General features: G+C 42.1%; 19 protein-coding genes. 5 read left to right on the forward strand and 14 right to left on the reverse strand.

The window, feature by feature from the left end; translation table 11 throughout:
- Positions 1 to 71: 71 nt before the first annotated feature.
- The 6 genes from ABR397_RS01560 to fdhE all read right to left on the reverse strand — a co-directional run bounded on the left by ABR397_RS01560 (position 72) and on the right by fdhE (position 9007).
- Positions 72 to 1289 carry an MFS transporter gene (locus ABR397_RS01560; protein ID WP_350304168.1) on the reverse strand — a complete coding sequence of 406 codons (1218 nt, stop codon included), beginning with the start codon at positions 1287 to 1289 and terminating at the stop codon, positions 72 to 74.
- Between the two features lie 47 nt (positions 1290 to 1336).
- The gene (locus ABR397_RS01565) at positions 1337 to 2257 is read right to left on the reverse strand and encodes a PfkB family carbohydrate kinase (protein WP_350304169.1); all 921 of its coding nucleotides are present in this window, start codon (positions 2255 to 2257) and stop codon (positions 1337 to 1339) included.
- A 769-nt stretch (positions 2258 to 3026) separates the two neighbouring features.
- Positions 3027 to 4676 carry an LTA synthase family protein gene (locus tag ABR397_RS01570; protein ID WP_350304170.1) on the reverse strand — a complete coding sequence of 550 codons (1650 nt, stop codon included), beginning with the start codon at positions 4674 to 4676 and terminating at the stop codon, positions 3027 to 3029.
- A 129-nt stretch (positions 4677 to 4805) separates the two neighbouring features.
- On the reverse strand, positions 4806 to 6665 hold the full coding sequence (gene selB / locus ABR397_RS01575; RefSeq protein WP_350304171.1) for a selenocysteine-specific translation elongation factor: 1860 nt from the start codon (positions 6663 to 6665) through the stop codon (positions 4806 to 4808).
- Positions 6665 to 8056 (reverse strand): L-seryl-tRNA(Sec) selenium transferase, encoded by a 1392-nt coding sequence (gene selA / locus ABR397_RS01580; protein ID WP_350304172.1) that lies wholly within the window; start codon positions 8054 to 8056, stop codon positions 6665 to 6667. Before selA ends, selB begins: the two co-directional genes overlap by 1 nt.
- A gap of 21 nt (positions 8057 to 8077) precedes the next feature.
- Positions 8078 to 9007, reverse strand: coding sequence for a formate dehydrogenase accessory protein FdhE (gene fdhE / locus ABR397_RS01585; protein WP_350304173.1), 930 nt, complete (start codon positions 9005 to 9007; stop codon positions 8078 to 8080).
- Between the two features lie 784 nt (positions 9008 to 9791).
- On the opposite strand from fdhE, the gene ABR397_RS01590 reads away from it, so the two are divergent.
- The 3 genes from ABR397_RS01590 (at position 9792) to ABR397_RS01600 (ending at position 13231) form a co-directional block, all read left to right on the forward strand.
- Complete coding sequence (locus tag ABR397_RS01590; RefSeq protein WP_350304174.1) at positions 9792 to 10757, forward strand: methyltransferase; 966 nt, start codon at positions 9792 to 9794, stop codon at positions 10755 to 10757.
- Positions 10758 to 11175: 418 nt separating this feature from the next.
- Positions 11176 to 12129, forward strand: coding sequence for a methyltransferase (locus ABR397_RS01595; protein ID WP_350304175.1), 954 nt, complete (start codon positions 11176 to 11178; stop codon positions 12127 to 12129).
- Between the two features lie 148 nt (positions 12130 to 12277).
- The gene (locus ABR397_RS01600) at positions 12278 to 13231 is read left to right on the forward strand and encodes a methyltransferase (protein WP_350304176.1); all 954 of its coding nucleotides are present in this window, start codon (positions 12278 to 12280) and stop codon (positions 13229 to 13231) included.
- Positions 13232 to 13527: 296 nt separating this feature from the next.
- Here ABR397_RS01600 and fdnG read toward each other — a convergent pair whose 3' ends face one another.
- Positions 13528 to 16575, reverse strand: a complete 3048-nt coding sequence (gene fdnG / locus ABR397_RS01605) for a formate dehydrogenase-N subunit alpha (RefSeq protein WP_350304177.1) — start codon at positions 16573 to 16575, stop codon at positions 13528 to 13530.
- A gap of 184 nt (positions 16576 to 16759) precedes the next feature.
- Between fdnG and fdhD the strand changes: the two genes are divergently transcribed.
- Positions 16760 to 17590 (forward strand): formate dehydrogenase accessory sulfurtransferase FdhD, encoded by an 831-nt coding sequence (gene fdhD, locus ABR397_RS01610; protein WP_350304178.1) that lies wholly within the window; start codon positions 16760 to 16762, stop codon positions 17588 to 17590.
- On the opposite strand, the gene ABR397_RS01615 is transcribed toward fdhD, so the two are convergent.
- Positions 17587 to 18354, reverse strand: coding sequence for a transferase (locus ABR397_RS01615; RefSeq protein ID WP_350304179.1), 768 nt, complete (start codon positions 18352 to 18354; stop codon positions 17587 to 17589). The genes fdhD and ABR397_RS01615 overlap by 4 nt on opposite strands.
- Before the next feature lie 322 nt (positions 18355 to 18676).
- On the opposite strand from ABR397_RS01615, the gene ABR397_RS01620 reads away from it, so the two are divergent.
- A complete protein-coding gene (locus ABR397_RS01620) occupies positions 18677 to 19195 on the forward strand; it encodes a hypothetical protein (protein ID WP_350304180.1) in 519 nt (172 codons plus the stop codon).
- Between the two features lie 62 nt (positions 19196 to 19257).
- On the opposite strand, the gene ABR397_RS01625 is transcribed toward ABR397_RS01620, so the two are convergent.
- The 6 genes from ABR397_RS01625 to rpmH all read right to left on the reverse strand — a co-directional run bounded on the left by ABR397_RS01625 (position 19258) and on the right by rpmH (position 23468).
- Positions 19258 to 19539, reverse strand: coding sequence for a helix-turn-helix domain-containing protein (locus ABR397_RS01625; protein WP_350304194.1), 282 nt, complete (start codon positions 19537 to 19539; stop codon positions 19258 to 19260).
- Between the two features lie 78 nt (positions 19540 to 19617).
- Complete coding sequence (mnmE, locus tag ABR397_RS01630) at positions 19618 to 20982, reverse strand: tRNA uridine-5-carboxymethylaminomethyl(34) synthesis GTPase MnmE (RefSeq protein WP_350304181.1); 1365 nt, start codon at positions 20980 to 20982, stop codon at positions 19618 to 19620.
- A gap of 99 nt (positions 20983 to 21081) precedes the next feature.
- On the reverse strand, positions 21082 to 22725 hold the full coding sequence (yidC, locus tag ABR397_RS01635) for a membrane protein insertase YidC (protein ID WP_350304182.1): 1644 nt from the start codon (positions 22723 to 22725) through the stop codon (positions 21082 to 21084).
- 2 nt (positions 22726 to 22727) lie between these two features.
- Positions 22728 to 22988, reverse strand: coding sequence for a membrane protein insertion efficiency factor YidD (gene yidD, locus ABR397_RS01640; protein ID WP_350304183.1), 261 nt, complete (start codon positions 22986 to 22988; stop codon positions 22728 to 22730).
- Positions 22952 to 23311, reverse strand: a complete 360-nt coding sequence (gene rnpA / locus ABR397_RS01645; protein WP_071789434.1) for a ribonuclease P protein component — start codon at positions 23309 to 23311, stop codon at positions 22952 to 22954. The genes yidD and rnpA overlap by 37 nt, the downstream gene beginning before the upstream one ends.
- A 16-nt stretch (positions 23312 to 23327) precedes the next feature.
- Positions 23328 to 23468 (reverse strand): 50S ribosomal protein L34, encoded by a 141-nt coding sequence (gene rpmH, locus ABR397_RS01650; protein WP_000831330.1) that lies wholly within the window; start codon positions 23466 to 23468, stop codon positions 23328 to 23330.
- Positions 23469 to 23697 lie beyond the last annotated feature (229 nt).

Genomic DNA, 23697 nt, shown 5'->3' on the forward strand with positions numbered 1-23697 from the left:
CTCTTCAAACAAGTACCAGGTATTGCACAAAGCAAACCATGAACACGATGTCTTTGGCAATACCCGCTTTATTAAACTGCTCTGCTACTTTCTATATTCTCTTCTCCATTAAACATAAAAAATATCCCACCAGTCAGTAATATCAATACACCGGATATCATTAAAAGGAGTTGAATATTAATATAGTCAGCAATTGGACCAAATATCACCATACCTAACGGCAGAGAGCAGGACATAGCAATTTGAACCAAACTAAATACTCGCCCCATCATCTCCGGCTCGACTTTTTCCTGCATAACAGAGATTATTGGTGCGTTAAAACAAGGCGTTATAGCGCCCAAAGAGATGTTTAATGCCAGATACAGTGGAAACCAATATGCATTACCAAGAGCAATCATAAATATACCGAACAGTGTGCAAGCTATTCCCGTTATACGCAGTTTATTTTTATATTCACTCCAAAAAGAAATAAGCAATCCACCTAACAATGCTCCGGCACTAAATGTCATTTCGTTAACGGCTAAACGCCATGACTCTTCACCAAATGTCCTGTTAACCAATAGAGGTGTCAAAAAAGCAGCCGGACTAATCAGGAAGCAAACACAAATCAGAAAAATCAAAATATTTCTGATTAGCTTATTCTCTTGCAGATAGCGAAAACCCGCTAGCATCGCCTGAAATTTATTATCCGGTATGGAATCAGAAGCGATTTTGGCAATAGGAATAAATGCAACAATACTGATGCCAATAACAGCAGTAACAACATCCACTAAAAGAATATTTTCAATCGAAGTCTGAGAATACAAAAAACCACTAATGGCTGGAGAAGCCAGCATCGTCAGTGAATTCAGAGAAGTATTAAGACCATTAACCCGCAACAGTTTCTCTTTCGGGACCAGTTGTGGAATGATAGCACTGGCCGCCGGAGCCTGAATGCCCGTACCAAACGAGCGGATAATCAGTGCCACAAATAGCAGCTCAATACTCTTAAATCCAAGCATAAAAGAGATCGCCAAACCAAGAGTCACTAATGCAATCAGCGCATCAGAGGCAATACAGAGTAACTTACGGTTGTAAGTATCAGCCCAAACACCGGCAAATAAAGAGATTAATACCTGTGGAAGAAATGCGCAAAGTACCGCAATAGCCAGCATTTCTCCTGATGAAGTATTTAAGGTGATATACCAGACAATCGAGAATTGGACAATAGAAGAACCAAGCAGAGAAATTGTTTCAGCTAATAAAAAAAGAGTTATTTTTCGTTTCCAACCTGTATGTAATGCATTCATTTTAATCACACCTTTAGAAACCTGAATCCCTTGTATTTGATTGATAATTATTCAAACACAAATTCCTTTAGTTCTTTTATGGTCGGCGTACCCGCAGCACCAGAACGACTGACAACAATGGCAGCAACGCGATTGCCAAGTTCAACAGCATCTTTCAGCGACATTCCCTGTGATAAACCAGCCAGCATGCCACTACTATGAGCGTCACCCGCACCGATGGTATCCACCACTTTCACTTTATAGGCAGCAACATGTTCTGGGTCACGATCAGGCAAACATATCCATGTCCCCTGTAAACCTAACCGACAGATAATAGTGATTTTTCTTTTGCTGGAATAATTGCCGGCCTGAACGACAGGATCACCTTCCCCACACAACATAGTCATTTCATCACGATTCAGTGTCAAAATAGTTCGGCCAACAGGCAATGCATCAATGAAAGCGGAATCTATATTGGGTAAACGGGGACCAAAATCCAGCAATAATGTCTGTCCTGGGGGTGACGCCAATAACCAGTCACACAAAATCGCCGTTGTTTTGCTCGCCATGACATAACCACTGGAGTAGATATATCCCCTTTCCGGCAAAGCAATAGCCGAGAGCATTGCCGAACTCCAGTCAACCTCACAACCACTAACAGAGACAAAACTTCTTTCACCATCCGGTTCAACCATTGCCAGACACCAGCCATTATCAAGCGATGAGTTGGTTAATGTAACCTCAAGCCCAAGAGCCTGCATCTCTTTAGTTATCCGCCTCCCCCAATACCCGTTACCAACGGGTATACCATTAACCACAGGGATTTGCAGGCGAGCCAAAGCCCGGGCAACATTAAAACCTGAACCGCCAATCTGTTGATCAATTTCTTTTGCTTCCTGGTCTTCACCACTGCGAGGAAGCCTTGGTAAGCTAAGAACAATATCACCTGCGGCAGCACCAATTACGGTAATCGGCAGTAACCCCCCCATTAGTCCCTCCTTTTATTGGCAAAATATAAGCCATAATTCCATCAGACTGACAAAGAAAGAGGCAAATAATCCAGAACTGGGATCCACATCAACAGACCATCAATAAACCCACTGTTGATAATCCTATTTACGGTAGATAAAGATCGCTTCCCAGAAATGGCCCCGGCCATGGTACCGATGGCATCCGCATCTCCCCCGAGGTTGGCGCAAAAAATCACACACCGAACCGAATGACCATCAACTCAATCCACCATGACCAGAGCACAAGGAACAGACTCCATGATGTCCATTCCGGCACCAATAAAGTCATAAAGTTCTTTCAGTCTATCCAGCCAAAATGCAGCCACTTATTGCAAGATCCATCGTTCAGAAGACATACCTGTCGCATCACCAATTGCCTGACCATAGCCATAGAAATAACCTAGAGTGGTATCTGATACGGATTTAGTCATCTTTAAATATCCGAATAAAATGCATAAGAAATATTTATACTTTAACATCAATCAGCCTCAATAAAAGTCGGCCTGTATAATTATGTGATATCAATGTGACTGCTCCCTGTCAGATCGGACCAGACTGATTACTTCATCCGTTGTTGCTCGCCTCTGACACGTCTAACATAGGTATGCGAACAGTCCGATAAGAAAAATGATTGAGAGTGAAATTGAAAAACAGTTGCAGAAAGTTGAAATTGGAGAGTGTTTACCGACATCTGAAGTGCGGCAAGCGCCATATTCATATGACACCCACCCACTTATTCTTTTATGGCTTACTTTTTACCTGCCACTTCTAATTGCTGATAAATATAGTGTTTGTAACTATCCACCAGCGCTTTATCCTGACAATCATCCAGCGCTCCCCGACAAAGGTGACGCATCGTCATATTCGCCCGGTAGAAAGGTGAAGCATCCAGTTTAGCCCTCTCCATAATCATTCCACCAAGGAATGAAATATCCGTCAGCTCATTAGTATGAACAGGGTTTCCCTGTTTTAGGTTATCCCGCATAGTGAACTGAGTGATATAACCCGGATTTAAAAATACGCTATTGTACTGACCTAGTTCAATATTGGGTTGATGATCACCAAAGTAGAGAAAAATGGTAGGCTTTTCCCGTTTAGCGACAAACTCACTGAAATCTTTGATTGCCGGGTCAGAAGCCTTAATTTTCTCCATATAATGACTGAATTTACCAACCGCCTGTGAATTTTTCACATGCCCGGAAAGTCCGTAATCATCTGAATGATCTCCATCATATGGGCCATGTTCATACATAGTCAGTGAGAAAATAAACACCGGCTTATCGGTTTCCTGCGCCAAAATTTCTTTCACATAACTCAACATCTCTTGTGTAGAGATGGTCCACAAATTTTCATCAGGGCTGGCGGGATACCCTAACTCCTGCGGCTGGATAATACGGTCAACACCCAGTGTCTGATAAGCATGACCAGAATGATAGGAGGATTTATTAAATGGTGTCAGAACAACAGTGTAATAGCCATTCTGTTTCATCTCGCGGAATAAGCTGTATTTCAGGTGATCAACGATGAAATAAAAAACAGCATTTTTGCGCGAGCCAAAATCATCGGTATTCAACCCCGTCAGGACAGAGAATTCAGATAACCAGGTACCCCCACCGAAAGTTTGTACCCGCATTGGACTTTGTGCGCTGACCCCGGGATCCCGCTGGAACATATAAAGATCCGGCAGATGGGCACCATCAGGCAACTGATAGATATGCGGGGTAACAGTAGACTCCTGCAATAACACCACCACATCGGGTTTGATTTCTGACTGAGGCACAGGCAGAGTGACATTTTTAGCCTGTTGCAGGAAATAATCGGATGATTGCCCAAACTGAGGCACACGATGTTTGGCATCTTTAGCTGACATCACCATATTGGTCACTGTACCACGCCCTTTTGGCAGTGAAGATTCCCATTGATCTCTAAACGCGTTAGCGGTAACGCTCACTTCCCATGTACAGAACGCAACCAGCACCAGGCTGGCAGTACGCCATTTGAAACTACGTAAAGGCGATGATTTTTTCCAGCTCAGAGTCATATTAAACATCAACCAGATAAACATAGCGACAATTCCCAGGCCAGCCAGCCAATAGTGTCGCAATGTTTCCTGATTAGAAGGATCAAACATCAGGTTAAGGTCAGAGAACATCAGCTGTTCTTTGTAGTAATGAACCTTTATCTGATTCAGGAATTTAAAGATAATAAACAGTGTTCCGGTAAAGGCAGCAGAAAACAGTAACCGGGCTGACACAAAAAACACCAGACCAAATATCACACCAAACACACCGACAGCTATCAGCGCTGGGTAAATATCTTCACTTTTTTCAAAAACCAGTATTAAAGTTGCAATAAACAATAATCCCAGATAAACACCCGATATTACCTTTCTTTTCATACCGCACCAAATTCCGTTAATAGAAAGCTCACGCCGATAACAGTTAGCAAAAATAACACAGGCTGGTTAAATCAACAGAAACAAAACTGTAATTCTGCTGAAATTGCCCACATTTTAGGCAAATAATTATCAGAATAGTCCATTATCCCTAAGAATATGTGATTCAGCCTGACGGCGGGTAAAACCACTGTGATCAAAGAATTCCAGGATCTGAATAGCCAATTTACGACCAATACCTAATTCATCACGAAAATCGGCGGCAGTAATCGCACCATGATTTTGATTAAACTTGCGGATAAGTTCCGCGAACTGCTGAATTCGCTGGCTACAGTAATAGCGATCCGGAACAATGGCGGTAATATGTCCCAATTGAGCTGATTTTTTCAACAAACTGCGAATGGTCGCCTCTTCTTCCTTTAAATCAGAAGCCAAATCACGCACCCACCAGGGATCATCGGTAAAATAGGGAGCTACTCGTTGCCACAGTTTTGCCTGTTCATCACTGAAAGCCAAACCATGTTCAGGAAGATATAACCAACCATGCGACTGTTTTAATTGTCCATTCCTGAGCAAGAGATTTATCAGAGTATAAACCAGCGCTTCATTCAGCGTTGGCAACGCCATCCGTTTCAGACGAGCCTTTCCCAAACCCAGTTGATCAGCATGTTGCTGATGGTATTCAGCCAAAACCTGTAACAATTTCTGTTCCGCCAATCTGGCATTGCTTTGTGATAACACTATACCATCGGCAATAATCACATCCATATCAGCCAGTAACTGATAGAGATCCGTTTCCGTTAACTGACGCGCCCAGGAAAAATGGCTGAGAGAAAGTGCACCTCGCAGCAAATGGAGTGTTAAGTTAGCCGCATGGTCCGACGTTTTGGCAAGCTGGGTGAGCCAATGCAAAAATTCTGGCTGGCGTTTACCACGGCGGGGAGAATTGAGGTTTATCACCCGTGCCCCGGCAAGTGTTTTTCTGGCGCTGATATCGCGCAATATCAGTCGGTCATGCTCAACCAACCATAATGGACTATCAAGCACCAATTCAGCCAACCGAGGCGTATCAGAAAGCTGATTCAATAATGAAATCCGACCCGTTATATGGCTGGCGGCATGATGAATATGCAGAGATTGCCAATTTCGCAAAGGTTCATCAGTTTCCACCGCCACCAGTACCCTCTCCACATTTTCAAAAGGTTTTTGGGAAAGTAGCCAGTCACCGCGGGAAACCTGTTCTTTACTCACATCACCGATGATATTCAGTGCAATACGCTGCCCAGCCTGAGCCATATTTGTCTGTTGATTCTGAGCGTGCAGGCCACGCACTCTGATTTGTTTATCACTACCGGTCAGCCAGAGAATATCTCCTACACTAACTTGGCCGGCCAATGCCGTTCCCGTCACTACCAGACCCGCGCCTTTTACACTGAAAGCGCGATCGATTGCCAAACGAAAACGCTGATGTAATTTTTCATGCTGCTTATTTTGCTGATGTAACTGCAACAGATGTTGCCTCAGAGGGACAACACTTTCTTCCTCAGTGACAGCCGTGACAAACAGAAGGGAACCAATCCAACCTTGAGTTACCAGCTCATATTCAATCTGTTGGCGAACGTCAATTATCCGTTGCGGCCCCACCCGATCTGCTTTAGTGAGTGCAACGGTCACCACCGGGCGGCCAATCAAGCGCAGAATAACTAAATGTTCTCTAGTCTGAGCCATTACCCCATCGTCACAGGCGACCACTAATAAAATATGATCGATACCACCGACCCCAGCCAGCATATTGGCGAGGAATTTCTCATGTCCGGGCACATCCACAAAACCAATCGAAGATCCATCCGACTGCGGCCAATAGGCATAACCGAGATCGATGGTCATACCCCGTTTTTTCTCTTCCGGCAAATGTGCCGTATTAACGCCGGTAATAGCTTGAATCAGTGTGGTTTTACCATGGTCAACATGACCTGCTGTGGCAAAAATCATTATAGTAATAGTGCCTGCAATAATCCCTTTCCATCTTCAAGGCAACGTAAGTCGAGCCACAAGCGCCCTCCAGAGATACGGCCAATAACGGGTTTCGCCAATCCACGCCAACAACGGGCCAGCTGTTCCAATGTACTCCCTTGACCATCCGCAGCAGCGAAAGTTAAAGCCCAACTAGGCAAACGATCAACCGGCAGCGAACCACTGCCAATCTGTGAATAACATGGCTCACTACGAACAATAAACCGGCCGCCATAATATGCCTGAACTTCAGGTAATAACTGTTGTGCCATATCATGCATTTCTTGCTGTTGACGGGTTAATAAACGCAACGTTGGCAACTGCCGGCAGAGTTGTTCAGGGCGCTGATACAGCCGTAATGTCGCCTCCAGAGCAGCTAAAGTCATTTTGTCTGCCCGCAAAGCACGTTTCAGTGGATGACGCTGGATAGCTTCTATCCATTGTTTTCTACCAAGAATAATTCCAGCCTGCGGCCCCCCCAGTAATTTATCACCAGAGAAAGTCACCAAATCAATGCCTTGGTCCAGATAATCCCGGGGCATAGGTTCAGCCGGCAACCCATATTGCGCCATATTAGTCATGGAGCCGCTACCCAGATCAATTGCCGTAGGAATTCGAGATTTCACACCCAAAGCGGCTAGCTCACTAATAGATACTTCCGCAGTAAAACCTTCGATGCTGTAATTACTGGTATGCACCTTCATCAGAAGGGCAGTCTCTTCATTGATAGCCTGCTGATAATCTCTCAGGTGAGTACGATTAGTCGTACCGACTTCAACCAACTGGCATCCGGCCTGAACCATCACATCAGGAATACGGAATGCGCCACCAATTTCCACTAACTCCCCCCGAGAAACGACAACTTGCTTACCTGACGCCACCGTTGCCAACAATAACAACACAGCCGCTGCATTGTTATTAACGATACAGGCATCTTCCGACCCCGTTAATTCACACAGTAAATTCGCCAAAGCGCGATCACGGTGCCCACGCCCGGCGCCATTGAGAGAATATTCTAACGTTACCGGTGAACGCATCACTTGTGTTACCGCTTCAATAGCCGGTTCGGCCAGTAATGCCCGGCCAAGATTGGTATGAAGCACAGTGCCGCTAAGATTAAACACCGGCTTTAAAGCCAAAGCTTGCTTCCGCTCCAATCGCTGACCAAGTGCCACAGCCCAGTTATCACACCAATCAGGCAATTCCTGATACTGCTTGATATTTATTCTGACCTGCTCCTGCATTCTTCTTAATGTCGCAGTGATTAATGTCTGCCCATATTGTTCCACGAATGGTGCTATCTGTGGCTCATGCAACAAGCGATCAATGGCGGGGATCTGGCTGTACAGCGGGCACGGTTTTTGTGTCATGGCAATTCCGTCAATTAACACTTACTCATTTGGAAACAAGAATGGGTTGATGCTACTGCGGGCAAAACCTTCCTCTTCCATTTTGGCATCAAGGATCAACGAAGCCAGATCATCAGCAATAACCTCAACTTTTGGATCTTTTTCCTGATAGAAGATTTTCAGATAACTGCCGCAATCACCGCAACTTTCCGCTTTCACCGCAGCTTGCTCACTCTTCAATGACCAATAATTCAGATCACGAGTCTGCTCACAGTTACTGCATTTCACCCGTACCATATGCCATTCACTTTCACACAAGCTGCAATGCAGGTAACGCAGCCCGTTGGTTGTGCCAATCTGAACGACACTGGCGACGGGAATACTGCTGCAAACCGGGCAAAACTGACGATGCTCACCATATTCTGCCCTCGCCTTTCCTGGAATTTGATTTGCCATTTGTGCCCAATACAGGGAAAGTGCAGCCCAAATAAAGAGTGCTTTTTCAGGACTGACTTTACTGAATTCATTTTTCAGCAAAGCATCAGCCATCTGTTCCAGCTCCTGTTCCGACGCTTTTTCCAGATTATCCAGAGCAACACTGACGTGTTCCGGTGCATCCGGCAGTAATTCTGCTATCAGAGAGTGAAACAGTTTTTGCCAATGCCTAGTGCGTGGAAACGTTTTGCAATCCAGAGGTGGCTTACCTTCAGCGGCAGATTTTTCCAGAATATCCACGATCTCTATTTTCAATGGATTATCATGCAGCACTTTTTGCTGAACCTGAGCAACTCCTGCTGCAAAGTTAAGATAGTCAGCAAATGGGTTATCTTCTGCCAATTGTTGCAGACGTTCAGCCCGGCGCTGATAGAGATTTTTCAGATTAGCAAAAAGCAGTGGTGGGATATAATCTGCTGCTTTTTCATTGGTACGATCTTTGCTCAATTGTTCTTTAGGAACGATGCGAATACTCATTAAGCTCTATCTTCCTGTTATCTGCTTTGCGGCTTTTAGACTAATAATAATCTTAAGCCTGTTTTTAGCACTCAGCATAGATCAAAAGCGGGCTCTGAGCCACAGAGAGAATTAGAAAATTACAGTAAAAATCCAAGTAATGATATAGAAAGCTGCATACTCAACAACAACCAATATATTCGAAAAAACACCTATAATTTTTCAGGTTTTATAATTATTCATTTTTCCCATAGATTAATTTTAAAAAAAATATCCCACTATGTTATTTCCTGCCATTTGATTGTAAAAAAATAGTTAATTGTGATCTTAGTCATTTATTTTTATTCTATTTCATATAATCTTTAGTTAACAATTCGCTCCTAAAAATGGGTAATTAAATAAAATTCCAAAATAGCGCCACATCTTATACCACTAATAATTCCATGTATAACAGTGAGTTGAAAGAAGTCATGTGTAACAGAATTATGAGACGTTATTTAAGGTGATGAATGCAATACTTTAATAATACATTGTTGATTTACTGCTCTGTTCATGTAATTCTAACATCCAAAATGTTATGCTATCTTGATATTGAATAAATTAACCATGATCAATCAAATTGAGTTAACCAATTGGGAAGCAAACCAAATTAAAACCTCATTACCTAATAAGGAAAAAATAGCAAAGTTAATAATTACATTCTGGTTAAAATATGTTCCAACGATATCCAATTAGTCATAATGATATTTCCCAGACTTCAGATAAAATACTTTATTTATAAAATAATCACATAAAGGATAACTCAATGCTAATCGACCTGATTACATCACATAGAAAAACAGCCGCAATTTACGCTTTTGTTGATACAGGATTATCTGTTCATTTTAGAGATGGAGCCTGCATAGATATAGATGAGCTTTCCCTTAAATCCGGTATTGACAATTCTCGCCTTAATCAACTATTTGATTACCTAATTGAAATAGGAGTATTGGTTAGCAACAATCACGGAATAACACTTTCTGATGAATGTAGTGCACTTAGCGACCCAGAAAGTCTAGAGTCATTAATGATAAAATATGAAACAAACCAGGAACACTGGAGCTCTTGGGTAATGTATTCAAAATCTCTACGTGAAAACAATGGTAAATCAGCATTTGAAATGGTATATGGAAAGACATTTTTTGAACATCTCGCGAATAATAAATCACTCAGAGCAGATTTCGATGCTCTAATGACAAAAAACTCTAGTACATTAATTAACAATTTGCTTAATATTTATGATTTTGATAAATATAACAGAATGTTAGATCTTGGAGGCGCAAGCGGACATCTTCTGAAAAGCATTAATGAAAAAGGGAAAGAAAAAGGAAAAGAAAAACATTATGCTGTATTGGACTTATATAATGAACTTCCTGTTTCAGAAGATATAGATTTCATAAATGGAGATTTTATGAAATCAATTCCATCAGGTTATGATTTATATATCTTAATGAATATTATTCATAATTGGAATGATAATGGCGTAATATCAATTTTAAATAATTGCCGAAAAGCAATGGATGATGATGCAACTGTCTTATTGATAAGCATGATGAAAAAACCACAATCCCCAATAGCTAACTCTATGAGCATATTAATGGATATGATCTTCTTATCGAAAGAACGTTATTTGGCTGAAGTCGAATATCTGGCTAATCAAGCAGGTCTTACCATTAAAGATAGTAAAGATATAGATGAAATATATTCAACTATTGAGCTAAAAGTAAAATAAATTATAGGTAGTTGTGGATTACTTCCAAAGATAATTATATGGATATTGCATTACTAAGAAATACATATACAAATTGGCATCATAACTTTAGATGCCAATTTTCATTTTATATCAACTTGACATATACATATTAAAATAACACTCAGATAGCGGGTTATGTTCTGCTAATTGTGATCTTCATCATTTCTTTTTATCAGATTTAAGATAGTCTGATAGTTAACAGTCTAATTCAAACACATTACCAAATTAAGTTGAACAATTATCAAGAAAATAGAATTAAATCTTCACTATATCACTGGAAAAAATAACAAAGCTAATAATCACGTTTTAGTGAAAATATCCAATCAATCATAATGGCACTTCCTGGACTTTAGATAGAACACTTCATTTCTTTATAAAAGACATAAAGGATAACTCAATGCTAGTAGAACTTATTACCTCATATAGAAAATCAGCCGCAATTTATGCTTTTGTTGATACAGGATTATCGGTCCATTTTAAAGATGGGGCCTATGTCGATATCAGCGAGCTTTCTCATAAATCTGGTATTGATCATTCTCGCCTTAGCCGATTATGTGATTTCTTAATAGAAATAGGGGTATTAGTGAACAACAACGATAAAGTCTCACTTTCTGATGAGTGCCGTGCACTTGCTGATCCTGAAAGTATGGAATCATTATTTATAAAGTGGGAACTCAGCCCAGATTGCTGGAACGTTTGGTCAATGTACCCAAAATCCTTACTTGAAAATAATGGCAAATCGGCATTTGAAATATCACATGGAAGACCATTCTTTGAATATTTTGATAACAATAAATTAGTCAGATCAATTTTTGACTCGGCAATGTCAAAAACCTCAGATAGAATAATTGAAAAGTTACTTGATATTTTTGATTTTAGTCAATATAACAGAATATTAGACGTCGGAGGTGGAGAGGGAAATCTTTTAATAAAAATCAGAGAAAAAGTAAAAGGAAAACGCTACGCTGTATTGGACAGATATAATGAAATTCCTGTTTCAGAAGATATAGATTTTATAAATGGAAACTTTCTAAAGTCAGTTCCATCAGGTTATGATTTATATATTTTAAAGAATATTATTCATGATTGGCCTGATAATGACGCAATATTAATTTTGGAAAATTGTCGAAAGGCGATGGATAACGGTGCAACGATCTTATTGATAAACTACATGAAAAAGTCACAACCCAGCATGGTGACATCTTTAGATATATTAATAGATGTACTATTTTCAGGAAAAGAACGTTTCTTGAATGAATTCGAGTATTTGGCTAACCAAGCCGGGCTTGTCATTCAAGATACTAAAGATATAGACGAATCATCTTCAATTATCCAACTAGGAATAAAATAAATTATAGATAATGTATATACCCAATAGATTTCAAGTTGCAGCGCGGCGGCAAATGAACGCAGCCAACAAAGCAGCAACTTGAAAGATGAAAGGTATATCTGAGAAAACATTTCGCTTCTCTATAATATGAAGACATAAGGATAACGCTATGCTAATCGATCTTATTACATCATATAGAAAATCAGCCGTAATTTATGCTTTTGTTGATACAGGATTATCGGTTCACTTTAAAGATGGAGCTTATATCGATATCAACGAGCTTTCCCATAAATCTGGTATTGACCATTCTCGCCTTAACCGATTATGTGATTTCTTAATCGAAATAGGGGTATTAGTTAGCAATAACAATAAAGTCGCGCTTTCTGATGAATGTAGTGCACTTGCCAACCCTGAAAGTATGGAATCACTCATGACAAAATGTGAGATTAGCCCAGAATTTTGGCACGCTTGGTTAATGTATTCAAAATCCTTACTTGAAAATAATGGCAAACCCGCATTTGAAATAGTACATGGAAAGCCATTCTTTGATTACTTAGAAAATAATCAATCGCTTAAATCAAACTTTGATCACTTTATGTCAAAAAACTCAGACAAAATAGTTAGAAAACTACTCGATATTTACGATTTTAATCAATACAACAAAATATTAGATCTTGGCGGAGGAGAAGGAAATCTTTTAGTAAAAGTTAGCGAAAAGGTAAAAGGAAAACATTACGCTGTATTGGATATGTACAATGAGGTCCCTGTTTCAGAAGATATAGAGTTTATCAATGGAGATTTCTTTAAGTCAATTCCGTCAGGTTATGATTTATATATTTTGAAAAATGTTATCCATAATTGGCCTGATAATGATTCAATATTAATATTGAAAAATTGCCGAAAAGCGATGGATGATGGCGCAACTATTTTATTAATAGGATTAATAAAAAAACCACAATCAGAAAGAACGAAATCTACGGATATCGCAATGGATGTATTATTATCAGGAAAAGAACGTTACTTGATTGAATTCGAATATCTGGCTGACCAGGCAGGACTCGTTATTAAAAACACTAAAAATATAAATGAGTTATATTCAATTATCGAACTGGGTGTAAAATAAACTACAGGTCAGTCAGGACACCTTTAAAGATAATCATATGGATATTGTGTTTTTAAGAATTGATATATAATAAATGGTATCGAAATATTTGATACCATTTTTATTTAAATATTTAATAATCTCCTGTATTGCTAAAACTAAATTAGCAATAGGCAGAATATAACTACCCTGCCTTGATTATTACATATCAGAATTTATCTTTCTGTCGTTCCCGTTTCACCCAAAATGCCGGATAAGCATGTGAGTGGCGGAGCGACGAACCATGTCTTGAGTTTGCAATGACATAACTTTTCCCCTTATACCTTTTCCACATTAACCAGAAACGCTTTGAATTCAGGCGTTTGTGTGTTGGCATCGCCAACAAATGGTGTCAGCGTATTAGCAATAAAGCCTTTTTTAGCGGCACCTTCAAAGCCCCAGTGAATGGGAATACCGATAGTGTCCACTTCACGTCCGTGTACATTCAGGGTACGAATACGCTTGGTGACAACCGCTTTCGCCTTAATATAGCCACGGTTCGAACTGACTTTGACAGTATCACCGTGCTTGATACCTTTCTTCTCTGCCAACCTTTCACCAATTTCCACAAACTGCTCAGGCTGAATAATTGAGTTCAGTAATGCATGTTTTGTCCAGTAGTGAAAATGTTCAGTCAGGCGGTAAGTGGTTCCCACATAGGGGAATTTATCTGCCTTACCCATAGCCTCAAAGTCACTTTTGAACACACGGGCAGCCGGGTTGGATACCACATTCGGATGCAATGGATTGGTACCCAACGGCGTTTCAAAGGGTTCGTAGTGTTCAGGAAACGGACCTTCCGCCATCTTATCAATAGCAAACAGACGCCCCATACCTTCAGGCTGCATGATAAACGGACCAACATCGGTTTCCGGGGCAGCCACACTGTAATCAGGAATATCAGCCCCATGCCAATTAGCCCCACTCCATGCCAATAACTGACGTTTCGGATCCCACGGTTTACCCTGCGGATCAGCCGATGCTCGGTTATACAAAATACGACGGTTTAGCGGCCACGCCCAGGCCCAACCCAGCGTATTACCCAAACCTGACGGATCAGAATTATCACGACGGGCCATCTGGTTGCCTTCTGTCGTCCAGCTTCCGGCAAAGATCCAACAACCACTGGCGGTAGTGCCGTCATCACGTAGTTGAGCAAAAGAGGTCAATTGTTGGCCTTGCTTCACCATAACTTTGCCATCAGCATCAATCAGATCAACCAGTGCCTGACCATTACTCTCCTGAGCCACCTCTTCCGAAGTAGGACTATCCGGGTTGAAGTAATTCCAAGTCATATTTAGCACCTGCTCAGGTAACACACCACCTTCCGCTCGGTACATATCCCGCATACGCTTGAAGATACCAGAAAGGATTTCACCATCACCAATCGCTTCTCCAGGCGCATCGGCACCTTTCCAGTGCCATTGCAACCAGCGGCCAGAATTAACAATTGAACCGTTTTCTTCTGCGAAACAGCAACACGGCAAGCGGAAAACTGCTGTCTGAATTTTGGATGAATCAACTTCGTTAAATTCACCGTGGTTCTGCCAGAAAGTTGACGTTTCAGTATTAAGCGGGTCAATGGTGATCAGGAATTTCAATTTCGACAATGCATCAACCACTTTATTTTTATCCGGGAATGAAGCAACCGGGTTAAAGCCCTGGCAAATATAGCCATTCACCTCACCTTTCGACATCATTTCAAAAAATTGCAGAACGTCATAACTTTTGTCCCACTTAGGCAACCAGTCAAAACCCCAATCGTTATCCTGACGAGCGTTATCACCGTAGAAGCTCTTCATCAGACTGATAAAGAATTTCGGATAATTACCCCAATAGTTAACCTGACCTGGCAACAGGGGTTTCGGTGTATTTGCCTGTAGGTAAGTTTGCAGATCGACCTGTTTCTCTGACGGCAGTGTCAGGTATCCCGGCAAGCTCTGCGACAATAGCCCCAAATCAGTCAACCCCTGAATATTCGAGTGACCACGCAATGCGTTAACCCCACCACCAGCCATACCCATGTTGCCCAGCAACAGTTGGATTATTGCCATAGTTCGGATGTTCTGTGCACCAACTGAGTGTTGAGTCCAGCCCAATGCGTACAAGAAGGAAGCGGTCTTATCCTTAACACAAGTCTCTGCAATATATTCACAAACTTTCAGGAAATCATCTTTTGGCGTGCCACAAATATCACTGACAACATCAGGCGTATAGCGGCTAACGTGCTCTTTTAACAGGTTCCATACACAGCGAGGATGGCTTAGCGTGATATCACGTTTAGCAAAACCGTTTTCATCCAGTGCATAGTTCCAACTGGTTTTGTCATATTTACGGTTTTCTGCATCATAACCACTGAATAAACCATCATCGAACGAGTAATCTTCACGCACGATAAGACTGGCGTTGGTGTACACCTCAACATATTCACGATTAATCTTATTGTTGGTTAACAGGTATAAAATCACACCCGACAAGAAAGCAATATCAGTACCGGAACGAATTGGCGTATAGAAATCCGCTACAGATGCTGTACGGGTAAAACGTGGATCGATCACGATTAACCTAGCGTTATTATGGATTTTTGCTTCCATTGCCCAGCGGAATCCTACCGGATGAGCTTCGGCTGCATTACCTCCCATCACGACAATCAGATTCGCGTTCTTAATATCAACCCAGTGGTTGGTCATCGCACCGCGACCAAATGTTGGAGCAAGACTTGCTACCGTTGGTCCGTGTCAGACACGCGCCTGGTTGTCTACGGCAAGCATACCGAGAGCGCGACTAAACTTTTGGGTCAAATAGCCTGTTTCATTACTGGAAGCGGACGCACATAGCATCCCCGTCGTCAGCCACCGGTTGACTGTGACACCCTCTTTGTTGGTTTTAACAAAATGAGCATCACGATCGGCTTTCATTAACTTAGCAATGCGATCAAATGCCTCATCCCAAGAGATACGTTGCCACTTGTCAGAACCCGCAGCACGGTATTCTGGATATTTCAGACGACTTTCACTATGGATAAAGTCAATCAAACCTGCACCTTTAGGACAAAGTGCGCCTCGATTCACCGGATGATCAGGATCACCCTCAATATGGAAAATACTTTCTTTCGCATTTTTTGCGCCATCGCCAAGGCTGTACATCAACAGTCCACAGCCGACAGAGCAGTACGTACAGGTATTTCGGGTTTCACGCGCACGCAGCAATTTATAGTGCCGTGTCTGTGCAAGCGCTGCCGTTGGAGCAAAGCCCAACGCTGCTACCGTCGTACCCGCCATACCGCCAGCGCAGATCTTAAAGAACTGCCTTCTGCTGACTTGCATGGGGAGTCTCCTCACTCACATTGTTTAAACATCCATTCCCCCACGGGAAAAATCTTGAATGTGTTCTCTTTTATTTAATCACTTTCCATAGCGGGATCAGATTCATTGCCTGATAAATAGTATAGACTCTTTTTTCCACATAATTATCATGTAACAACATTATTAGATATTTCGTCTAATACATATGCATAACACAAGATCAGGGAAATTGTTACAACTTGATGCAATTGAAGGTGCAAAACAAACAAATGTGCAACAAAGGCATCAGCTCAATACACTCAAAGCCGATTGGGTTGCAGAAGAAGTTCCTGTGGCTTTGGTCTACAACGGCATTTCTCATGTCGTGATGATGACCAGCCCTAAAGATCTCGAATATTTCGCTGTTGGGTTCTCGCTTTCTGAAGGCATTATTGAATCTCAACAAGAAATTCGTAGCATTGATATTTTAGTCAATTGTCGTGACGGAATTGAGCTGCAAATAGAGCTTTCCAGCCGCCGCTTTGCTGGGTTGAAAGAGCGCAGGCGCAATATGGCCGGACGGACGGGCTGCGGGATCTGCGGTACAGAACAACTTTCTGACATTTTCCGCCCAATTGCCCCATTACCTTTCACTCAAACCTTTTCATTAAGCCATCTTGACTATGCTCTCTCTCAATTGACCAATATTCAGGATATTGGCGCAATGACGGGTTGTACTCACGCAGCTGGCTGGATCAATCCAGAAGGTAAGTTACTAGGTGGCTGCGAAGATGTAGGCCGCCACGTTGCGCTGGATAAAATACTGGGAATGAGAGCCAAAACAGGTTGGCAACAGGGTGCTGCTCTGGTATCCAGCCGCGCCAGCTATGAAATGGTACAAAAATCTGCTATCTGTGGCGTTGAGATTTTATTTGCTGTTTCAGCAGCGACTTCACTGGCAGTGGAAGTCGCTGATCGATGTAATCTGACACTGGTTGGTTTTTGTAAACCCGGCAGGGCAACGGTTTATACTCATCCTGAACGGTTAATAGATTAATCATTCAGGCTGTAAAACATCCATAAATTGGGTTCAATGTAATAACCTGTTTGCTGTTGTACATCCACTAGCAATGGCACTAAACCACCAGGAATAACGTACTGCCCACTTTGTGGGAATTTCATTTCTGTCCACTCCTGCCATTTATCAAGAGTAGCGTATATATACATTGAACGCATAGCAGGTTGAATAATTCTCGCTCCCAGCCGCCAATGTGCCCGAATCCAAGGATCAAAAGGTTCATTTTTGTCATTTTTCCATTCACAGTATTGTGCAAAATCCTGCAATGGATAGCACTTCCTCAACGTTGGTCTGACAGGAACAACCAACCCTTTTAATCCAGCCTCAACAGCCACTTGCTTTAAACCACCAATAAGCAATGCCGGTAAATTCTTACCCCGAAATTCAGGAGATACCGTTACTGATAATGCCGACAACATTTTCGTACCCGTTTTTCCTCGGGCAAGCATACCCAGACGTAAAACTTCATCCCAGCCATTATCCGGCAGTTGTTCTAATGAACCGCTTTCCCAAGGGAAAGGCACTGAATTAGCAACACCAATTAACCGCTGTTTTTCTCCCTGCTGTAAAATAGCAAATTGTTGAAAATGGCTAAAGTCTGGCTTAAATAATTCGTCCCAATATTCATATCCCATTGGAGAATTCTGCATAAACAAAGGCCAATTATGATAAATAACCTCATCAGCAGCATCTTTTAAATCAGGTCGTTGTGCTGCGGACTGAATAATAATTTGTGCTTTCAAAGTACGATTTCCAGTAAATATAGTCTGTAAGATTGATAAAAAAATCATTAGTTGACAGTTAAGCAGAACAGCAATAACCTCATGGCTAGGCAATGGATAAGCCGGGTGTTATTAAGGTAATAACGATTAACAACTTAGAATTTTTTACACTTATTATGTGAATCTACCGCTCACTTAAATTAAATTCACAACAAAAAAATAATATATCAACATGGAGTCAATCACAATAATTTATTATTAAACAAATCACAAAACATCAAATTAGTTATATAACTAACTCATGTATTTTAATATTAAACAAAACTAACTCAATGATAATAAAATGAAATTTATATTTTTAACGGATATTCATGGAATTTCAGAGCACATAAAATTAATTGCAAAACGTTTAGGTGGAGATGTGTCACTCATTTCCCCTTACGAAAAAGGAAATAAAACTCCAAAGAATAAAGATGAGATGTACGAATATTTTCATCATGTTTCATCAATAGATGAATACACATGCAAAGTAAAGGATTCCCTTACATACATCAACACTCCGGTGATACTGGTTGGATTCAGTATCGGCGCGACAGTAGCCTGGAGACTTTCTAATGACAGAGATTTACCCGTTCAGCATTTTATTTGCATCTTTGGTTCACGTATCCGCGATTACCTGGATGTGCAACCAGTAAAATCGACATCGTTGTTTTTTTCCAACGATGAAAAATACTTTATCGACAAGATAAAATGCTCTGACAAAATAACCGTAGAATTGGTAGATTGCGCCCACTCAGAAATATCAAAACCCAATGGTTGTAATATTGCTACTGGGTTAATAAACAAAGCATTGGGGCGTTGATGTTACCTTATCCCCCAGAGTGATATTCTTTGGGGGATAACTATTTCCGGGCTTCATCATCATTACCACTCCTCTTTCCACACTTGGCCTGACACTGTGCGGTCATCTTCCAATGATGAATTTATTTCAGTAGAGTTTCTTGGCCGAATATCGAGCTCTAAATTCAACGCTGACAGAATTTTAAAGAAGGTCTCCAACTTGGTAGAATCCGGGTGCTGCTCAAAGCTTGATACCGTGTCCTGCCGAATACCCACTTCCCTTGCCACTTTACCTTGGGAAAGCTTTTTAGTGAGCCTGACATCTTTTAAATATGCGCTGAGCTGTTTCGAGTTAGTCACTTTCATATTGCGGTCAACCAATTTGAGCAATTAACCTCATTGTTACACGCTAAAACCGTTAAAATTAAATATTATTTTACCCATTCACTTCCCAATACAAAAACTCGAAAAAATCCTGCCTAGCAGATCATCGGAAGTAAATTCACCGGTAATTTCACTCAGTGCCTGTTGCGCCAAACGTAGCTCTTCCGCCAGCAATTCACCTGAACGGGCAACCACCAGCTGTTCATGGCCTTGTTGTAGATGCTCTGCCGCAGTATTTAATGCCTGTAAATGGCGACGACGGGCCAGAAAACCACCTTCCGTATTGCCGTTGAAACCCATCGTTTCTTTCAGATGATCGCGCAGTAAATCTATTCCTTCACCACTATGGGCGGAAAGACGGATTAGTGAGTAACCACTTACTTTAGTAATATCCACCTTTTCATCTGTCATATCCGTTTTATTACGAATGACGGTGATAGGAAGTGATTCAGGCAAACGAGCCATAAATTCAGGCCAGATTTCCACCGGTTCAACTGCATTAGTTGTCGTACTGTCCACCATAAACAGTACGCGATCAGCCTGCATAATTTCCTGCCATGCTCGCTCAATACCAATACGTTCCACTTCGTCACTGGCTTCACGCAACCCCGCAGTATCAATGATATGTAACGGCATACCATCAATATGGATATGTTCACGCAACACATCACGAGTCGTGCCCGCAATATCTGTCACAATTGCCGCTTCACGGCCTGCCAGTGCATTAAGCAGACTGGATTTCCCTGCATTAGGGCGACCAGCGATAACGACTTTCATCCCCTCACGCAAAAGGCTACCTTGGCGAGCCTGAGAACGTACGCGCTCAAGTTCAACCATCACTTCATCCAGATTGGCTTCGATTTTTCCATCAGAAAGAAAGTCGATCTCTTCATCTGGAAAATCAATAGCGGCTTCCACATAGATGCGCAAGTGAGTAAGTGCTTCCACCATCTGATGAATCTGAGCAGAAAAGGCACCCTGTAAGGAGTTCATCGCTGAACGGGCAGCCTGCTCCGAACTCGCATCAATCAGGTCAGCAATGGCTTCCGCCTGAGCCAAATCCAGTTTGTCATTAAGGAAAGCACGTTCAGAAAATTCACCAGGATTAGCAATTCGCACACCAGGCAGAGTCAGAATACGTTTCAGCAGTAAATCGAGAATAACCGGCCCACCATGCCCTTGAAGCTCCAGTACATCTTCCCCAGTAAAGGAATGGGGACCAGGGAAATAAAGAGCAATCCCCTGATCAAGCACACTGCCATCTGCATCAAGAAATGGCAGATAATTTGCGTAACGGGGTTTGGGTAATTTCCCTAATACCACCTCAGCCACTTGTACTGCTTTCTGGCCGGAAACGCGCAAAATGCCAACACCGCCTCTTCCTGGTGGGGTAGCCTGAGCGACAATCGTATCAGTGGTATTCATGGTTATCTCTCTTTTACTTTTTAGCTCAAATAGTTAAGGCGGCCAATGACCGCCTTTTCTGTTATAACCGCCAGAACACATTCTGACTGAAGTTATACTTTATTTCGCCGGTTTTTTCTCACGGCTATGTAGACCACGTTTTTCCAACCCACGATAAATCAGTTGCTGCTGAATAATGGTCACCAGGTTACTGACGATATAGTACAGAACCAGACCTGACGGGAACCACAGGAAGAATATGGTAAACATGACAGGCATGTAGGTCATAATCTTCTGCTGCATTGGGTCAGTAATGGTTGTCGGAGACATTTTCTGGATGACGAACATCGTCACACCCATCAGCAATGGCAGGATGTAATAAGGATCTTGTGCAGACAAGTCATTAATCCAGCCAGCGAAAGGCGCATGACGCAATTCCACAGAACCCATCAGCATGTAATACAGAGCAAGAAAGATTGGCATCTGGATCAACAGAGGCAAACAACCACCCAATGGGTTCACTTTCTCTGCTTTATACAACGCCATCATTTCCTGGCTCATGCGCTGTTTATCATCACCAATACGCTCACGCATAGCCGCTAATTTAGGCTGCAACAAGCGCATTTTCGCCATTGAAGTGTATTGCGCTTTGGTCAGCGGGTACATGATACCACGCACGATAAAGGTAATAACGATAATGGAGAAGCCCCAGTTACCGATGAAACCATGCAGGAATTTCAACAGTTTAAATAACGGCTGAGAAATAAACCACAACCAGCCATAGTCCACAGAAAGATCCAGATGAGGTGCTACAGCGGCCATTTCATCTTGAATTTCTGGGCCAATCCACAGCGTAGAAGAGATCGTTTTTTCACTATTAGCCGCAATAGAGATTGGCGCACTTTTATAACCAATCGCAGCCATCTCTTTGCCTAACGCGGTAGTATAGAAGGTGCTGGTTTCATTAGCCGCGGGAACCCATGCCGTAGCAAAATATTGCTGCAACATTGCAATCCAACCACCTTTGGTGGCGACGGATAACGGTTCACTTTCAATATCGCTAAAGCTGTATTTTTTATATTTAGTTTCGTCTGAAGAGTAAGCCGCACCACGGTAAGTATGCAATGCAAAGTTATTGCTGCCGGTATCACGATGTTTCGGCAATTCAACACTTTGTTTCAGTTGACCAAAAAAGGTCATCTGCAACGGGTTTTCTGTCGTGTTATGAATGCGGTAATCCACACTAATCGCGTATGTACCACGTTTCAAAATAAACGTTTTGACATAAACAACGCCATCTTTAGCGACGAAATTCATTGGGATACGTAATTCATCCTGCCCATCAGCCAATACATAGCTATCCTGTGCTGCGGTATACAGCGGGCGCTCACTATTTGTCGGGTTATCCGGGCCATCTTTACCAGTCAATCCACTTTGCGCTTGATAAGTGAAAGCAGATGTTGTTTCCAGTAATTTGAATGGGTTGCTTGAACCCAGAGTATCAGGATGGGCTAACAGGTCAGCCTCTTCAATATCACCGCCACGAGTATTGATGGTCAAAGAGAGCACATCAGTTTTAACCGTGATCAGTTTACCTTTTCCACTGCCTGGCACTGCCTGATTCTCACTGCTGCTAGGCATATCCGTTTGTTGCGTGGCCTGTACTGTAGTTGGTTGCGGATTTTTATCTGCTTCCCATGCTTGCCAGACCAAGAAAGAAACGAACAGCAAAGCGATGAGAAGAAGATTACGTTGCGAATCCATCGTTAGTGTTCTCTGTTATCGTTGTTTTTTTCAGGTGGGACAGGATCATCACCACCTTCGTGTAAAGGGTGGCATTTTAATATGCGTTTCACCGCTAACCAACCGCCTTTTATCATCCCAAACCTGTATAACGCCTCAATTCCATATTGAGAGCACGTAGGATTGAAACGACAACGAGGTCCCAGCAGTGGACTTATCACTAACTGGTATCCCCGGATTAATGCAATCAGGAGGCGCGAGCCAAGCGACAGTGACGACGCCATAATTTACCCAAAGCTTCCGTTAACTCACGGTTATCAAGCTCAGCAACCCCTTTCTTAACCAATACCACAAAATCCATAGGAGGCAAATTATGTTGGTTCAAACGAAAACTTTCACGGGCCAACCGCTTAATCCGGTTACGCTCATGAGCACGTTTAACATTTTTTTTGGCTATAGTAAGACCGATGCGGGGATGCCCCAGCTCATTAAGGCGACCAAGGATAGTAATCTCTGGTGAACTTGCCCGTTGGGGTTGCTGGAAAACATATGTGAAATGCTTGGGAGTTAACAAGCGTAACTCCCTCGGAAAAGCGAGCGTAACCACTAGATGGTTAGCTTTATTACTTAGAAACGGTCAGACGAGCACGGCCTTTTGCACGACGGCGAGCCAGAACCTGACGACCATTTTTGGTGGCCATACGAGCGCGGAAGCCGTGAGAACGGTTACGCTTCAGTACGGACGGTTGGAAAGTGCGTTTCATAGCGATTTCTACCTAACTTAAAATTATTACTGATTCAGTAAACGCGTTGGCAACCAGTGAGAAGTAGACACTGATGCCTCAATCGCAACATCAATATAAAGAAGCGGGATTGTAATAAAATGTACAGCTATGAGTCAATTGACATGACACAAGCCGGCCGGCTTTTCTACTGAGTTGAATGTTTACCAACAACCTGCCCGTGCTTACACCGGAACCCCTCACCAGCTAC

Origin of the sequence: Photorhabdus viridis (genome assembly GCF_040256935.1) — a bacterium.
GTDB lineage: Bacteria > Pseudomonadota > Gammaproteobacteria > Enterobacterales > Enterobacteriaceae > Photorhabdus > Photorhabdus viridis.

Coding starts and splice junctions, on each gene's coding strand:
- fdhE (WP_350304173.1), bottom strand. CDS start 9,007: ATGAGTATTCGCATCGTTCCTAAAGAACAATTGAGCAAAGATCGTACC.
- ABR397_RS01570 (WP_350304170.1), bottom strand. CDS start 4,676: ATGAAAAGAAAGGTAATATCGGGTGTTTATCTGGGATTATTGTTTATT.
- yidD (WP_350304183.1), bottom strand. CDS start 22,988: ATGGCGTCGTCACTGTCGCTTGGCTCGCGCCTCCTGATTGCATTAATC.
- selB (WP_350304171.1), bottom strand. CDS start 6,665: ATGATTTTTGCCACAGCAGGTCATGTTGACCATGGTAAAACCACACTG.
- ABR397_RS01565 (WP_350304169.1), bottom strand. CDS start 2,257: ATGGGGGGGTTACTGCCGATTACCGTAATTGGTGCTGCCGCAGGTGAT.
- ABR397_RS01560 (WP_350304168.1), bottom strand. CDS start 1,289: ATGAATGCATTACATACAGGTTGGAAACGAAAAATAACTCTTTTTTTA.
- fdhD (WP_350304178.1), top strand. CDS start 16,760: ATGCATAACACAAGATCAGGGAAATTGTTACAACTTGATGCAATTGAA.
- ABR397_RS01595 (WP_350304175.1), top strand. CDS start 11,176: ATGCTAGTAGAACTTATTACCTCATATAGAAAATCAGCCGCAATTTAT.
- ABR397_RS01620 (WP_350304180.1), top strand. CDS start 18,677: ATGAAATTTATATTTTTAACGGATATTCATGGAATTTCAGAGCACATA.
- ABR397_RS01590 (WP_350304174.1), top strand. CDS start 9,792: ATGCTAATCGACCTGATTACATCACATAGAAAAACAGCCGCAATTTAC.
- ABR397_RS01600 (WP_350304176.1), top strand. CDS start 12,278: ATGCTAATCGATCTTATTACATCATATAGAAAATCAGCCGTAATTTAT.
- selA (WP_350304172.1), bottom strand. CDS start 8,056: ATGACACAAAAACCGTGCCCGCTGTACAGCCAGATCCCCGCCATTGAT.
- yidC (WP_350304182.1), bottom strand. CDS start 22,725: ATGGATTCGCAACGTAATCTTCTTCTCATCGCTTTGCTGTTCGTTTCT.
- ABR397_RS01625 (WP_350304194.1), bottom strand. CDS start 19,539: ATGAAAGTGACTAACTCGAAACAGCTCAGCGCATATTTAAAAGATGTC.
- mnmE (WP_350304181.1), bottom strand. CDS start 20,982: ATGAATACCACTGATACGATTGTCGCTCAGGCTACCCCACCAGGAAGA.
- rpmH (WP_000831330.1), bottom strand. CDS start 23,468: ATGAAACGCACTTTCCAACCGTCCGTACTGAAGCGTAACCGTTCTCAC.